This window comes from Anaeromyxobacter sp. Red801 (assembly GCF_049201065.2).
GTDB lineage: Bacteria > Myxococcota > Myxococcia > Myxococcales > Anaeromyxobacteraceae > Anaeromyxobacter.
This window is the reverse complement of record NZ_CM181236.1, coordinates 4,805,276-4,818,523: the sequence shown is the minus strand read 5'-3', so window position 1 is coordinate 4,818,523 and position 13,248 is coordinate 4,805,276. Positions and strand designations below refer to the sequence as shown.

Below are 13,248 nucleotides of genomic sequence, written 5' to 3'. Positions count from 1 at the left end.
AACCTTCGGGCGAACGTGCGCCCGCTCCCCCTCATCGCGCTGCTGCTCGCGCTCCCGTGCGCGGCGCTCGCGGCCCCGGCCGCGGCGAAGGACGACGACTTCGAGCCCGACGAGCCGATGCGCTCGCTCGCGCTCGGGCCGCTGCCGCGCGCCCGCGCCATGGTGTCCGGCGACGTGGGCTGGCTGCGGAGCGGCGTCGGCCTGGGCGTGGGCCTCGGCGCGGCGCTCGACCTCGTGCTGCGCATCGACGCGATGCCGCTGTACGAGAAGGGGTTCGGCGGCCAGCGCGAGCTGCAGGGCGGCCTGCGCTTCTCGCCCATCGCCGAGGAGGACCTGCGCCTCACGGTCCAGGTCACCGGCGGCCAGGTGTTCATCTCCAAGCCGGCGGAGGTGGTCTCGTTCACCACGGTCCGCGGCGAGATCCTGCTCGGCGCCACCTTCGACCTGCTCAGCCCGTACGCGCGGCTGGGGGTCCGCACCATGAGCCGCAAGGTCGAGGGCGCCGACGCGTGGCAGCGCGAGGAGGAGATCGGCCTCGGCGTCGAGCGCGTGCTCGGGCGCTTCGTGGTCGGCGCCGAGGGCTACGTCCTCGCCCGGCCGCACCGCTCGGGCATGGGCCAGTGGAGGCTGCGGGTCGGCTATGCGCTCTAGCGGACGGCACGGCGGGCACGGGCGGCGGCGGGCCGCCATCGCGGCGGCGCTCGCGCTGGCTGCGCTCGCCGGCTGCGCCACCCGCGACGTCGAGACCACGCCGTTCCGAATCCGCGCGGAGGGCCCGGACGGCGCCTCGCTGGTGGACCCGCTCTCCGGCGCCGGGTTCATCGTGGTGACCGGCCCGGCCAGCCTCCCCTCGCCCACCACCCTGCGGGTGGACCAGGCGGTGGTGGACGACATGAACGGCACCCACACGCTCGAGGCGGTCACGTTCACGTTCGATCCCGCGGCGGTGCCCGACCTGGCCTTCCCGCCGCGCCTGGCCGGGCTGACCGTGACGGTGGAGATGAACGTGGACCCGGCCGGCACCGGCCCCGAGCGCGAGCCGCTCACCATCCCCGCGCTGCGGATCGCGACCGGCGAGACGGCGCGGAGCTACGACTTCCTCGTCGGCGAGTCCGCCTACACGCTCGCGAACGGCATGCCCGGCGTGCCCGCGCTGCTCGGGCCGTTCGTCGGCACGAGGACATCCCCTTCTTCGAGGTGCTCCCGAACTGGACCGAGTCCGAGCCGGCGAAGTGCGGCATGGTGTACGACGCCGACATGCTGCGCGTGACGCAGTCCATACCCGTGGTGACGCTGGCCGCCGGGCGGAGGGCCCAGGTGTACGTCGGGCTCCGCGCCGAGCCCTGGAACGTGGTGCACGTCCAGTCGTGGCACCGGCGCGGCACCTGCGCGCGGCAGGCGGGATCGTGGACGCAGTTCGCGGCCTGGCGTTAAAAGACTCCTTCCATGCGCCGCGCCAAGATCGTCGCCACCCTCGGACCCGCGTCCGGCGAGCCGGACGTGCTCGCCAGGCTCCTCGAGCAGGGGGTGGACGTCGCCCGCCTGAACTTCTCCCACGGCCGCCACGAGGACCACGCGCGGATGCTCGACAAGATCCGCGCCGCCTCCCGCCACCTCGGCAAGGCGGTGGCCGTCCTGCAGGACCTGCAGGGCCCGAAGATCCGCACCGGCCCGCTGAAGGCCGGGAAGGCGGGCGTGCAGGTCGAGGCCGGGCAGGAGCTCGTCATCACCACCGAGGGCGAGCTGCCCGGCGACGCCCACCTCGTCTCCACGACCTACCCGCACCTCGCCGAGGACGTGCGCGCCGGCGACCGCCTGCTGGTGGACGACGGCCTGCTCGAGTTCCGGGTGCTCGCCACCGACGGCGTGCGCGTGCGCACCGAGGTGGTGGAGGGCGGCTGGCTGGGCGAGCACAAGGGCATCAACCTGCCCGGCGTGGCGCTGCGCGCCGAGGCGCTGTCCGAGAAGGACCGCGCCGACGTGGCGTTCGGCATCTCGCACGGCGTGGACTACGTGGCGCTCTCGTTCGTGCGCACGCCCGAGGACATCGCGCTCTGCCGCGACGAGATGGAGCGCGCCGGCCGGGTGGTGCCGATCATCGCCAAGATCGAGAAGCCCGAGGCCATCGACAACCTCGACGCCATCATCGCCGCGGCCGACGGCGTGATGGTGGCCCGCGGCGACCTGGGCGTGGAGATCCTGCCGGAGCGCGTCCCGCTGCTCCAGAAGGAGATCTGCTCGAAGGCGAACGCCTCCGGCAAGCCGGTGATCATCGCCACGCAGATGCTGAACTCGATGATCGAGCACCCGCGCCCCACCCGCGCCGAGGCCTCCGACGTGGCGAACGGGATCTGGGACGGCGCCGACGCGGTGATGCTGTCCGGCGAGACCGCCAGCGGCCGCTTCCCGCTCGCGGCGGTGCAGATGATGGACCGGATCGTGCGCGAGGCCGAGGCGGGCACGCCGGCCGCGCTCCACGCGCGCATCCCGCCGCCGGCCCGCCCGGCCCCGTTCAACCTGGTGACCGCCGCCGCGGCGTGCGAGGCGGCGGAGGCCGCCGGCGCGGTGGCCATCTGCTGCTTCACGCTGCGCGGCGAGACGGCGCGGCTGCTCGCGCACTTCCGCCCGCGCGTGCCCATCGTCGCGTTCTCCCCCGACCAGTCCATCCGCCGGCGCCTGGCGCTCTACTGGGGCGTGCTGCCGAAGGTGATGGAGCCGGTGAAGAACGCCGACCTGATGGCGGAGATCGTCTCCGACCGGCTGCTCGAGGAGCGGCTGGTGAAGCCGGGCGACCGGGTGGCGCTGGTGCACGGCTCGCCGCTCGGCCTGCCCGGCCAGACGAACTCGATCCGCCTCCACGAGATCACCCACCCGTCCGACCGCGGGCCCGCCCAGCGCTACCGCGTGCCGGTGTAGCGGCGCGGCCGGCCCCCCGGGCGCCCCTTCGCAGGAGAACCGCATGGACATCCCCGCCCTGCAGCGCGCGCTGGCCGAGTCGAAGCTCGACGGCTGGCTGCTCTACGACTTCCACGGCCAGAACCCGACCGCGGTGAACGCGCTCGACCTCGCCGGCCACATGCTCACCCGGCGCTGGTTCTACCTCGTGCCGCGCGCCGGCGAGCCGGTGGCGCTCGTGCACCAGATCGAGCTGGGCTCGTTCCCGCGCCACGTGCCCGGCGCGCGGCGCGGCTACTCGTCCTGGCAGTCGCTCCGCGGCGAGCTGAGCGCGCTCCTCGGCGGGCTCGGGCCGCGGGCGCGCATCGCCATGGAGTACTGCCCGGAGGGCGCCATCCCGTACCTGTCGCGGGTGGACGGCGGCACGCTCGAGCTGGTGCGCGGCTACGGCGTCGAGGTGGTGAGCTCGGCCGAGCTGGTGCAGCGCTTCCTGTGCCGCTGGGACGACGCGCAGGTGGAGAGCCACCGGCGCGCGCTCGCAGCCATCGACGCGGCCAAGGACGAGGCGTTCCAGCGCATCGGCGCCGCGCAGCGCAAGGGCGAGCGGATCCTGGAGACCGAGGTGCAGCGCTTCCTGATGGAGCGCTTCGCCGCCGCCGGCCTCGAGACCGACCACCCGCCCATCGTGGCGGTGAACGGCCACGCCGGCGACCCGCACTACGTGCCCTCCGAGGCCACGCCCACGCCCATCGAGCGCGGCGACCTCGTGCTCATCGACCTGTGGGCCCGCGGCACGGGCCCGCGCGACGTCTACGCGGACATCACCTGGGTCGGCTACTGCGGGGAGAAGCCGCCGGCCAAGGTGCAGGAGGTGTTCGACGTCGTCTCCGGGGCGCGCGACGTCGGCCTCGCCACGGTGGAGCAGGCGTTCCGCGACGGGCGCACGCTGCAGGGCTGGGAGGTCGATCGCGCGGTGCGCGACTTCATCTGGTCGAAGGGCTACGGCGAGCGCTTCGTGCACCGCACCGGCCACTCCATCGGCACGAACGTGCACGGCGACGGCGTCAACCTCGACGACCTCGAGACCCGCGACACGCGCACGCTCATCCCCGGGCTGGCCTTCTCCATCGAGCCGGGCGTCTACCTGCCTGACGAGGGGCTCGGCGTCCGCTGCGAGATCGACGTGTTCCTCGCCCCGGACGGCCCCAAGGTGTTCGGCAAGATCCAGCGCGAGCTGGTCCGGATCTGATCGCGTCGCGCCCGGCGCGGCCGGAGGGCCCGCGATGTCGATGACGTTCCCCGGCCTGCCCCCGCCGCCGCCGCCGCCCGAGCCGGTGCTGGCGACGGCGGTGGTGCTCCACCGCGACGGGCCGCGCGGGCGCGAGGTGTTCCTGGTGCGGCGCGGGCGCGACCTCCGCTTCGCGGGCGGCTGGCACGCGTTCCCGGGCGGGCGGCTCGACCCGGAGGACGCGCGCGTGCCGGTCGAGGGCGCCACCGGCGAGGACGCGCGCCTCGTCGCCTGCGCCGCGCGCGAGCTGTTCGAGGAGACCGGCGTGCTCGCCGCCCGCGGGCGCGAGCGGGTGCCGGCCGCGGTACGCGAGGCCGCCCGCCGCGCGCTCCTCGACGGGGCGCTCGCGTTCGGCGACTTCCTCGCCGCGAACGGGCTCGCGCTCCAGGCGGCCGCGTTCACGCCGGCGGGCCGCTGGGTGACGCCCGAGCACCTGCCGCTCCGCTACGACGCGCGGATGTTCCTCCTGCCGCTCCCGCCCGGCGAGGCGCCGGTGGTGTGGCCGGGCGAGCTCGCCGACGGCGCCATGGTCCCGGCCGCCGACGCGCTCGGCGCCTGGGGCCGCGGCCAGATGCTGCTCCACCCGCCCAACCTGCACGCGCTCCGCATGCTCGACCGGCCCGGCACCATCGACCTCTCGGCGCTCCGCGACCCGCCGCACCGCGACGGCCCCATCTGCCGCCGCATCGAGTTCCAGCAGGGCTTCTTCCTCGCCGCGCTGCGCACGCCCACGCTGCCGCCCGCCACGCACACCAACGCCTGGCTGCTCCCGGCCGAGGGCGGCCTCGCGGTGGTGGACCCGGGCGCGCCGGAGCCCGCCGAGCAGGCGGCGCTGTTCGCGCTCCTCGACGGGCTCGCCGCGGAGGGGCTCCCGCCGCGCGAGATCTGGCTCACCCACGCGCACCCGGATCACGTCGGTGCGGTGGCGGCGCTCGCGGCGCGGCACGGGCTGCCGGTGCGGGCGCACCCGCTCGCGGCGGACCGCGCCGGCGCGCCGGTCGAGCCGCTCCGCGAGGGCGAGCGGATCGGCGACGGCGGGCGCTTCCGCGTGCTGGAGACGCCCGGCCACGCGCGCGAGCACCTCGCGTTCCTCGACGAGCGGAGCGGCGCGCTGGTGTGCGGCGACCTCGTGAGCACGCTCTCGACCATCGTGATCGACCCGCCGGAGGGCGACATGGCCGAGTACGAGCGGCAGCTCGCCCGGGTGGAGGCGCTCGGGCCGCGCACCATCTACCCGGCGCACGGGCCGCCCGCGCCGGACGCGGTGGGGAAGCTCGCGGCCTACCGCGCCCACCGGCGCGAGCGGGAGGCGCTGGTGGTGGCGGCGCTCGCGGCCGGCGGGACGCTCGCCGAGCTCACCGCGCGCGCGTACGCGGACACGCCCGCGGCGCTCCACCCGGTCGCGGCGCGGAGCTGCCTGGCGGTGCTGGAGAAGCTGCGGGGGGCATCCCGCGCGGAGGAGGCAGGCGGGGTCTGGCGGGCGCGGTGACGGGCGGCGGGACGGGCCACGGGACAACCGTCGGATTTCCGAGCGGAAGCCCGCGGAAAGCCGGTATCGACTGTGTCCCTTGCGACACCAACAGCCGGCAACGCGTTGAATTCCCTGTCCCCCGTCGAGGGCACATCCGTTGCACAACGGGCCGTCCATGCCTGATCGCGCGAACAAGCTGGCCCGGCTGGCCCTCCTCCTCGCCGGCGCCTTCCTCTTCGGCGGGGCCTCGGCCGAGGTAGCCGTTCGCACGCACCAGGCGGTCGAGCAGCTCAAGGCCGAGCGCGAGGTCGGCGCCGCCGGGCAGCTGGTGGCGCTCGAGCTGACCGGCGCGCAGGGCGAGGTGGTGGCCCGCCCCCGCCTCATCGCGCCGCGCGGGAAGGCCGCCGAGCTGGTGCTGCACGATCCCGCCCACCCCGGCGAGATCCGGCTCTCGTTCCGCGTCGAGGCGGAGCGCGATCCCACCGGCGACATCTCGCTCGACTACGAGCTGTCGGTACCCTCGCGCGCGGTGAGCGCCCGCGGCAAGATCTCGCTCACCCCGGGCGTGGAGCAGTCGATCCAGCTCGGCGGCGGCGTGCTCGTCGCCACCTGGCTCGCGCTCCCGGTCCCGTCCGCCGGCTTCGACGCCTACCTCGAGTCCGAGGCGGCGGCGCGGCGGCTGGCGGGGCGGACGAGCTAGCTCAGGTCGGTCGACTCCGCTCCCTCGACTCCGCTCCCTCGACTCCGCTCCCTCGACTCCGCTCCCTCGACTCCGCTCCCTCGACTCCGCTCCCTCGACTCCGCTCCCTCGACTCCGCGCGGCCTGCGGCCGCGCTACGCTCGGGATGAGCGGTTGAAGTGCGCGCTACGCTCGGGATGAGCGGTTTGAAGTGCGCGCTACGCTCGGGATGAGCGGACTGAAGTGCGCGCTGCGCTCGGGATGAGCGGACTGAAGTGCGCGCTGCGCTCGGGATGAGCGGACTGAAGTGCGCGCTACGCTCGGGATGAGCGGACTGAGGTGCGCGCTACGCTCGGGATGAGCGGTTGAAGTGCGCGCTACGCTCGGGATGAGCGGTTTGAAGTGCGCGCTACGCTCGGGATGAGCGGACTGGAGTGCGCGCTGCGCTCGGGATGAGCGGAACCCTCCCGCTCGTGGTTCGACGGGCTCACCACGAGCGCATGAGTGCCCTGACCCTGCGCTTTCCCGAAGCCCGCTCGCCCTGAGCTTGTCGAAGGGCGAGCGGATCCGAAGACACCAGCGGACGCTATGGCCGCGCGAGGCGCGACCTCGCCCCTACCGCTCCTGCGCGGCCGCCTCGGCCTCGAGCGCGGCGGCCTCGGTGCGGACGCGGGCGAGGTGATCCACGAGGCGCAGGCGCTGGACCTCGAGCGCGCGCAGCCGGGCGTGGTCCTCGGCGAACGTCGAGCCCTGCGCCGGCGCGCGCGACACCGACGCGCCGCGGGCCACCACCGCGCGCTGCTGGGCGGGGCCGTGCGAGGGCTGCGTGAGCGCGCGGCGCAGCTCGCCGATGCGCAGGTCGATGGAGCGGATGGCGAGGACGACCCGGTCCGCCTCGTCGTGCAGCGCGTCGGCGCGCTCGCGCAGCTCGCCGGCGGGCGCCGCGGCGGGCGGGAGCGCGGCGCGCCCCTCCTGCCGGTCGATCTCCTCCGCCAGCTCCTGCGCGCGCACCAGCAGGCGGCCGAGCTCGCGGCCGACGTCCTCGCCCGCCAGGTGGCGCATCTTGAGCTGCTCGATGCGGGTGGCGATCGCGTCCAGCTCGACGCGCGCCTCCAGGGCGGGCGTGGCGGTGCCGAGCGTGATGACGAGCGTCAGTTCCGCGAGCATGGTGCGCCCGTCAGGCGGAGCAACCGGCGTGCCGCGCCCGGCGCGCGTGCTTTCGCGCCCTTGCGACGCCCGCGGCCGCCGAACGGACGCATTTCCGGGCGGGGACCCTCGGAAAACCGAGCCTGCCGGCACTCCCGGTCACGGTGCGTGCGTCTGCTCGCCGTAGTCCACCGCGCCCAGCTCGCGGCCGGCCTCGTCGTAGCTGGTCCAGCGCCCGCACTGCGCCCCGCCGCAGTGCCGCCCCGCCGCCCTGCGGGCGCCGCCCGGCCAGTAGGACACGAACGGACCGTCCTGCGCCCCGGCGCGCCAGCCGGAGGTCTCCTCCACCTGGCCGGACTCGTACCAGATGGTCCAGCGCCCGTGCTTCGCGCCGTGCGCGTAGGCGCCCTCGCGGGCGCGCCGCCCGTTGCGGTGGTACTCGACGAACGGGCCGTCGCGCTCGCCGTCGCGGTACGCGCCCTCGGTCCAGGGCGCGCCGTCGTCGTACCAGGTGCGCGCCGGCCCCTCGCGGCGATCGTTGCCGTACGCGTCCTTGCCGGCGCACCACGCCTCGAAGCCCTCCGGCGGCGCCGCCCCGCGCAGCTCGGTGCCGGGGGGACAGTCGAGCGGGGCCCCGGCGAGGAGCGCGGCCGCGAGCGCCGCGGCGAGCCCGGCGGTCACCCGCCCTCCTCGCCGCGCTCGCCCTGCTTCACGATCCCGTACTTCTCGAGCTTGTAGTAGAGCGCCGACGGCTTGATGCCGAGCAGCCGCGCCGTCTCCGCCTTCACGCCCTTCGCCTTCTCGTACGCGGCGAGGATGAGCTGCTGCTCCAGGTCCTCGAGGATGTCGGTGAGGCTCCGGTCGCCGCTCGGCACCGGCAGCCCGGCGGCGGGGGGCGCGTGCCGGATCCCCTCGGGCAGGTCCTCGGGCCGCACCGCGGCGCCGTCGGCGAACACCAGCGCCTGCTCCACCACGTTCTCCAGCTCGCGCACGTTGCCCGGCCACGGGTGCCGGCGCAGCAGCTCGAGCGCCTCCGGCGCGAACGAGGTCACGCGCCGGCCGATGCGCGGCGCCAGCCGCTCCAGGAACGCGTGCGCCAGCTCGTCCACGTCCCCGGGCCGCTCGCGGAGCGGCGGGAGCTGGATGGGCACCACGTTCAGCCGGTAGTAGAGGTCCTCGCGGAAGCGCCCCTCCGCCACCATGCGGGCGAGGTCGCGGTTCGTGGCGGAGATCACCCGGACGTCGGCCTCCACCGTCTCCTCGCCGCCGACCCGCTCGAAGCACCGCTCCTGCAGCACGCGCAGGAGCTTCACCTGCACCGACGGCGGGATCTCGCCCACCTCGTCGAGGAACAGCGTGCCCTCGTGCGCCAGCTCGAAGCGCCCGAGCTTGCGGCGGATGGCGCCGGTGAACGCGCCGCGCTCGTGGCCGAACAGCTCGGACTCGAGCAGGCCCTCCGGGATGGCCGCGCAGGAGATCGACACGAACGGCTTCTCGCGCCGCAGGCTGGCCTCGTGGATGGCGCGCGCCACCAGCTCCTTGCCGGTGCCGGACTCGCCCAGCACCAGCACGGTCGCGTCGGTGGGCGCCACCTTGCGGATCTGGTCGTGCACCCGGCGCATGGGCCCGGAGCTGCCCACCAGCCCGTGCGGCTCGCGCTCGCGCACGCGGTCCTGGTCGAGCGCCTCGGCGCGGGCCCGCGCGGTCTGCGCCCCGCGCCGCTCGCGGGCGATCTCCACCGCCTTCTCCACCCGGGCGCGCAGCACCTCGGTGCTGAACGGCTTCTCGAGGAAGTCGATGGCGCCCTCGCGCATCGCGTCCACCGCGGTGGCGATGGTGCCGTGGGCGGAGATCACCACCACGGTGGCGTCGGGGTCCTCGGCGCGGATGCGCCGGACGACCTCGATGCCGTCCACCGGCACCATGCGGAGATCGGTGACCACCACGTCCGCGGCGCGCTTGCGGTAGGCGGCGATCGCCTCGGCGCCGCCCCGCACCGCCAGGACGTCGTGCCCGAGGCGGGCGAGCGTGATGACCATGCCCTCCCGAAGCGCGTCGTGATCGTCGGCCACCAGGATCCTTGCCATCGCGGGGGCAGTCTAATCCGGATCCCCGCCCGCGCGACCGCGCCGCATCCCCCGGACGCAGGGCCGGCGCGGGCGGGCGGTCGCCGGCCGCTCGTTTTTTCGCGTGAATGCTGCGACATTTCACATTTGTCAGGGTTCGATCGGTGGTTACGGATCCGGAGTGCGCGGCCACGCGGCCGCCCGGGTGAACCCAATGAACAAGAAGACCGCCGGCTTCAACGTCGCCTACATCTTCCTCGCCGCGCTCGGCGTCCTCATGGTGCAGGACTGGTGGGCCCGCTCCCAGGCCGTCGCCACCCTCCCCTACAGCCAGTTCCAGCAGCTCGTCCGCGAGGACAAGGTGGCGAAGGTCACCGTGTCGCAGGACCAGGTGGCCGGCGAGCTGAAGGAGCCGCTCAACGGCAAGACCCGCTTCGTCGCGATCCGCGTGGACTCGGAGATGGCGAAGGAGCTGGACCAGCACGGCGTCACCTACGCCGGCCGCTACGACAGCGACTTCGTGGCGATGCTCCTGTCCTGGGTGGTGCCCATCGCGCTGTTCTTCGGCGTGTGGCTGCTGCTCAGCCGGCGCATGGCGAAGCAGCTCGGCGCGGGCCCGGGCGGCGGGCTCATGTCCATCGGCAAGTCGAAGGCCAAGGTCTACGTCGAGACCGACACCAAGACGACCTTCGCCGACGTGGCCGGGGTGGACGAGGCGAAGGACGAGCTGAAGGAGATCGTCACCTTCCTCAAGGACCCGAAGTCCTACGGCCGGCTCGGCGCGCGCATGCCGAAGGGCGTGCTGCTGGTGGGCCCGCCGGGCACCGGGAAGACGCTGCTCGCGAAGGCGGTGGCGGGCGAGGCGAGCGTCCCGTTCTTCTCCATCTCCGGCTCGGAGTTCGTGGAGATGTTCGTGGGCGTGGGCGCCGCCCGCGTGCGCGACCTGTTCGAGCAGGCCCGCGCCAAGGCGCCGGCCATCATCTTCATCGACGAGCTGGACGCGCTCGGGCGCGCCCGCGCCAGCATGCCGGGCATGAGCGGCGGCCACGACGAGAAGGAGCAGACGCTGAACCAGCTGCTGGTGGAGCTGGACGGGTTCGACCCCTCCGCCGGCATCGTGCTCCTCGCCGCCACCAACCGGCCCGAGATCCTCGACCCGGCGCTGCTCCGCGCCGGCCGCTTCGACCGGCAGGTGCTGGTGGACCGGCCGGACCGGGTGGGCCGCCTCGCCATCCTGAAGGTCCACACGCAGCGCGTGGTGCTCGACGAGGGCGTGAAGCTGGAGGACGTGGCCGCGCTCACCCCCGGCTTCACCGGCGCCGACCTCGCCAACCTGGTGAACGAGGCCGCGCTGGTGGCCACGCGGCGCCAGGCCGACAAGATCTCGATGGAGGACTTCAACGTCGCCGTCGAGCGGATCGTGGCCGGCCTCGAGAAGAAGAACCGGCTGCTCAACCCGCGCGAGCGCGAGGTGGTGGCGCACCACGAGATGGGCCACGCGCTGGTGGCGGCGGGCCTGAGCGGCACCGACCCGGTGCACAAGATCTCGATCATCCCCCGCGGCATCGGGGCGCTCGGCTACACCATCCAGCGGCCCACCGAGGACCGCTACCTCATGACGCGCGAGGAGCTGCAGAGCAAGATGGCGGTGCTGCTGGGCGGCCGCGCCGCCGAGCACCTCGTCTTCGACCACCTCTCCACCGGCGCCTCCGACGACCTCTCCAAGGCCACCGAGATCGCCCGCAGCATGGTGACCCGCTACGGCATGGGCGAGGCGCTCGGGCCGGTGACCTACGAGACCGAGCCGAACGGCTACCTCGGCGAGCTGGGGACCCGCCGCCTCTACTCCGAGGCGACCGCCCGCGAGATCGACGTGGCGGTGCGCGAGCTGGTGGAGGGCGCCTTCCAGCGCGCCGCCGCCATCCTCACCGACAACCGCGCCCTGCTCGACCAGGGCGCGTCGGAGCTGCTCGCCCGCGAGACCCTGGCCGGCAACGAGCTCCAGGCGCTGCTCGGGCGCGTGCAGGGCGACGGGCCGCGGGTGGCCGCGGCGACGGCGGCGGGCTAGTCCTCCCTCGACTCCGCGCGGCTTGCGCCGCGCTACGCTCGGGATGAGCGGCTTTCATCTGGCCGCTCACCCTGAGCGTCCCTCGACTCCGCGCGGCCTGTTCGGCCGCGCTACGCTCGGGATGAGCGAACGGAGTCGAAGGGCGCGCGCATCCGGCACCTCGACGGGCCGTCCGTTCGATGCTTCACTGGTCCGGTGTTCCGGGACGCGTGGAGCGCCGCGGTGCTGGTGGTCGCGACGGGCCTGTCGCTCGCCGCGACCGGCCACGCCGTGCTGCACAAGCGCGACGTCCGCGCGGCGCTGGGCTGGGTGGGGCTCATCTGGCTCGCGCCCATCGCCGGCGCGCTCGCGTACCTCCTGTTCGGCGTGAACCGCATCCGCCGCCGGGCGCAGGCCATCGGCCTGCCCGGCGTGCGGAGCCGCGCCGAGGACCGGCCGCCGCCCCCGCGGCTGCCGCCCGACGCCGAGCACCTCGCGCCGCTGGTGGCGCTCGCCGACGCGGTGGTGCGCCGCCCGCTCGTCGCCGGGAACGCCATCGCGCTCCTGCCCGGCGGCGGCGTCGCCTACCCGGCCATGCTCGAGGCCATCGACGCGGCCCGCCACTCGGTCACGTTCTGCACGTACATCTTCGACACCGGCCTCGCCGGCGACGCGTTCGCCGACGCGCTGGCCCGCGCGCACGAGCGCGGCGTGAAGGTGCGGGTGCTGGTGGACGCCATCGGCGTCCGCTACCGCTGGCCGCCCATCCACCGGCGCCTGCGCCGGCTGGGCGTGCGCACCGAGCTGTTCCTGCCGCGCCTCACCCCGGCCTGGCTGCCGTTCGTGAACCTCCGCAACCACCGCAAGATCCTGGTGGTGGACGGGCGCGTCGGCTTCACCGGCGGGATGAACGTGCGCGACGAGTTCCTGCCGCGGCCCGGCGGCCCGCCGCCGTTCATGGACCTCCAGGTGCGCATCGAGGGCCCGGTGGTGGCGCACCTCCAGTCGGCGTTCGCGGAGGACTGGCTGTTCACCACCGGCGAGACGCTGGACGGCAACGCCTTCTTCCCGCCGCTCGCCGCCGCCGGGCCGGTGCTGGCGCGCGGCGTGGCCGACGGGCCGGACGAGGACTTCGAGGCCATCCGCTGGCTGCTGCTCGGCGCGCTCTCGGCGGCGCGCCGCCGGGTGCGGGTGGTCACGCCCTACTTCCTGCCCGACCCGCCGCTCATCACCGCGCTCAACGTGGCGGCCATGCGCGGGGTCGAGGTGGACGTGGTGCTGCCGGAGCGCGGGAACCTGCCGCTGGTGCAGTGGGCGCAGACCGCGCAGCTCTGGCAGGTGCTGGACCGCGGCTGCCGCGTCTGGTGCTCGCCGCCGCCGTTCGACCACACCAAGGCCATGGTGGTGGACGGCGCCTGGTCGCTCGTCGGCTCGGCGAACTGGGACCCGCGCAGCCTGCGGCTCAACTTCGAGCTGGACGTGGAGGCCTACGATCCGGAGCTGGCGGCGCGGGTGGACCGGCTGGTCGAGGACCGGCTGGCGGCGGCGCGGCCGATCACGCTCGCCGACGTGGACCGCCGTCCGCTCGCGGTGAAGCTCCGCGACGGCGTGGTGCGGCTGCTCTCCCCGTACCTGTGACGGCCGTTCACCCACCGT

At 74.6% G+C, this 13,248-nt stretch carries 12 protein-coding genes; 9 read left to right on the top strand and 3 right to left on the bottom strand.

The features are described from left to right. The first annotated feature begins 15 nt into the window (after positions 1 to 15). From ACOQFB_RS22165 to ACOQFB_RS22135, 7 genes are all read left to right on the top strand, one after another. On the top strand, positions 16 to 651 hold the full coding sequence (locus ACOQFB_RS22165) for a hypothetical protein (protein ID WP_059437316.1): 636 nt from the start codon (positions 16 to 18) through the stop codon (positions 649 to 651). After that, complete coding sequence (locus ACOQFB_RS22160) at positions 641 to 1,270, top strand: hypothetical protein (RefSeq protein WP_494492371.1); 630 nt, start codon at positions 641 to 643, stop codon at positions 1,268 to 1,270. The genes ACOQFB_RS22165 and ACOQFB_RS22160 overlap by 11 nt, the downstream gene beginning before the upstream one ends. Then, positions 1,240 to 1,434 carry a hypothetical protein gene (locus ACOQFB_RS22155; protein WP_494492370.1) on the top strand — a complete coding sequence of 65 codons (195 nt, stop codon included), beginning with the start codon at positions 1,240 to 1,242 and terminating at the stop codon, positions 1,432 to 1,434. The genes ACOQFB_RS22160 and ACOQFB_RS22155 overlap by 31 nt, the downstream gene beginning before the upstream one ends. A gap of 12 nt (positions 1,435 to 1,446) precedes the next feature. After that, positions 1,447 to 2,916: a pyruvate kinase gene (gene pyk, locus ACOQFB_RS22150; protein ID WP_059437318.1), complete on the top strand. Its 1,470-nt coding sequence runs from the start codon at positions 1,447 to 1,449 to the stop codon at positions 2,914 to 2,916. Between the two features lie 43 nt (positions 2,917 to 2,959). After that, the gene (locus tag ACOQFB_RS22145) at positions 2,960 to 4,144 is read left to right on the top strand and encodes a M24 family metallopeptidase (protein ID WP_059437319.1); all 1,185 of its coding nucleotides are present in this window, start codon (positions 2,960 to 2,962) and stop codon (positions 4,142 to 4,144) included. 34 nt (positions 4,145 to 4,178) lie between these two features. Continuing rightward, positions 4,179 to 5,672, top strand: a complete 1,494-nt coding sequence (locus tag ACOQFB_RS22140; protein WP_421609541.1) for an MBL fold metallo-hydrolase — start codon at positions 4,179 to 4,181, stop codon at positions 5,670 to 5,672. A 157-nt stretch (positions 5,673 to 5,829) separates the two neighbouring features. Further along, complete coding sequence (locus tag ACOQFB_RS22135; RefSeq protein ID WP_421609540.1) at positions 5,830 to 6,354, top strand: hypothetical protein; 525 nt, start codon at positions 5,830 to 5,832, stop codon at positions 6,352 to 6,354. Positions 6,355 to 6,948: 594 nt separating this feature from the next. Here ACOQFB_RS22135 and ACOQFB_RS22130 read toward each other — a convergent pair. The 3 genes from ACOQFB_RS22130 to ACOQFB_RS22120 all read right to left on the bottom strand — a co-directional run bounded on the left by ACOQFB_RS22130 (position 6,949) and on the right by ACOQFB_RS22120 (position 9,566). After that, positions 6,949 to 7,500: a hypothetical protein gene (locus ACOQFB_RS22130; protein WP_059437322.1), complete on the bottom strand. Its 552-nt coding sequence runs from the start codon at positions 7,498 to 7,500 to the stop codon at positions 6,949 to 6,951. A gap of 138 nt (positions 7,501 to 7,638) precedes the next feature. Further along, positions 7,639 to 8,160 carry a toxin-antitoxin system YwqK family antitoxin gene (locus tag ACOQFB_RS22125; RefSeq protein WP_421609539.1) on the bottom strand — a complete coding sequence of 174 codons (522 nt, stop codon included), beginning with the start codon at positions 8,158 to 8,160 and terminating at the stop codon, positions 7,639 to 7,641. Beyond that, positions 8,157 to 9,566, bottom strand: coding sequence for a sigma-54-dependent transcriptional regulator (locus ACOQFB_RS22120; protein WP_421609538.1), 1,410 nt, complete (start codon positions 9,564 to 9,566; stop codon positions 8,157 to 8,159). The genes ACOQFB_RS22125 and ACOQFB_RS22120 overlap by 4 nt, the downstream gene beginning before the upstream one ends. 193 nt (positions 9,567 to 9,759) lie before the next feature. Here ACOQFB_RS22120 and ftsH point away from each other — a divergent pair, with 193 nt between their 5' ends. After that, positions 9,760 to 11,613 carry an ATP-dependent zinc metalloprotease FtsH gene (ftsH, locus tag ACOQFB_RS22115; RefSeq protein ID WP_059437325.1) on the top strand — a complete coding sequence of 618 codons (1,854 nt, stop codon included), beginning with the start codon at positions 9,760 to 9,762 and terminating at the stop codon, positions 11,611 to 11,613. A gap of 222 nt (positions 11,614 to 11,835) precedes the next feature. Next, on the top strand, positions 11,836 to 13,230 hold the full coding sequence (locus ACOQFB_RS22110; protein ID WP_059437337.1) for a phospholipase D-like domain-containing protein: 1,395 nt from the start codon (positions 11,836 to 11,838) through the stop codon (positions 13,228 to 13,230). The last annotated feature ends 18 nt before the right edge of the window (positions 13,231 to 13,248 follow it).

Bases quoted from the DNA above. Each gene is read 5' to 3' on its own strand.
- ACOQFB_RS22130 (WP_059437322.1), bottom strand. From the start codon at position 7,500: ATGCTCGCGGAACTGACGCTCGTCATCACGCTCGGCACCGCCACGCCC.
- ACOQFB_RS22155 (WP_494492370.1), top strand. From the start codon at position 1,240: ATGGTGTACGACGCCGACATGCTGCGCGTGACGCAGTCCATACCCGTG.
- ftsH (WP_059437325.1), top strand. From the start codon at position 9,760: ATGAACAAGAAGACCGCCGGCTTCAACGTCGCCTACATCTTCCTCGCC.
- ACOQFB_RS22160 (WP_494492371.1), top strand. From the start codon at position 641: ATGCGCTCTAGCGGACGGCACGGCGGGCACGGGCGGCGGCGGGCCGCC.
- pyk (WP_059437318.1), top strand. From the start codon at position 1,447: ATGCGCCGCGCCAAGATCGTCGCCACCCTCGGACCCGCGTCCGGCGAG.
- ACOQFB_RS22140 (WP_421609541.1), top strand. From the start codon at position 4,179: ATGTCGATGACGTTCCCCGGCCTGCCCCCGCCGCCGCCGCCGCCCGAG.
- ACOQFB_RS22135 (WP_421609540.1), top strand. From the start codon at position 5,830: ATGCCTGATCGCGCGAACAAGCTGGCCCGGCTGGCCCTCCTCCTCGCC.
- ACOQFB_RS22120 (WP_421609538.1), bottom strand. From the start codon at position 9,566: ATGGCAAGGATCCTGGTGGCCGACGATCACGACGCGCTTCGGGAGGGC.
- ACOQFB_RS22145 (WP_059437319.1), top strand. From the start codon at position 2,960: ATGGACATCCCCGCCCTGCAGCGCGCGCTGGCCGAGTCGAAGCTCGAC.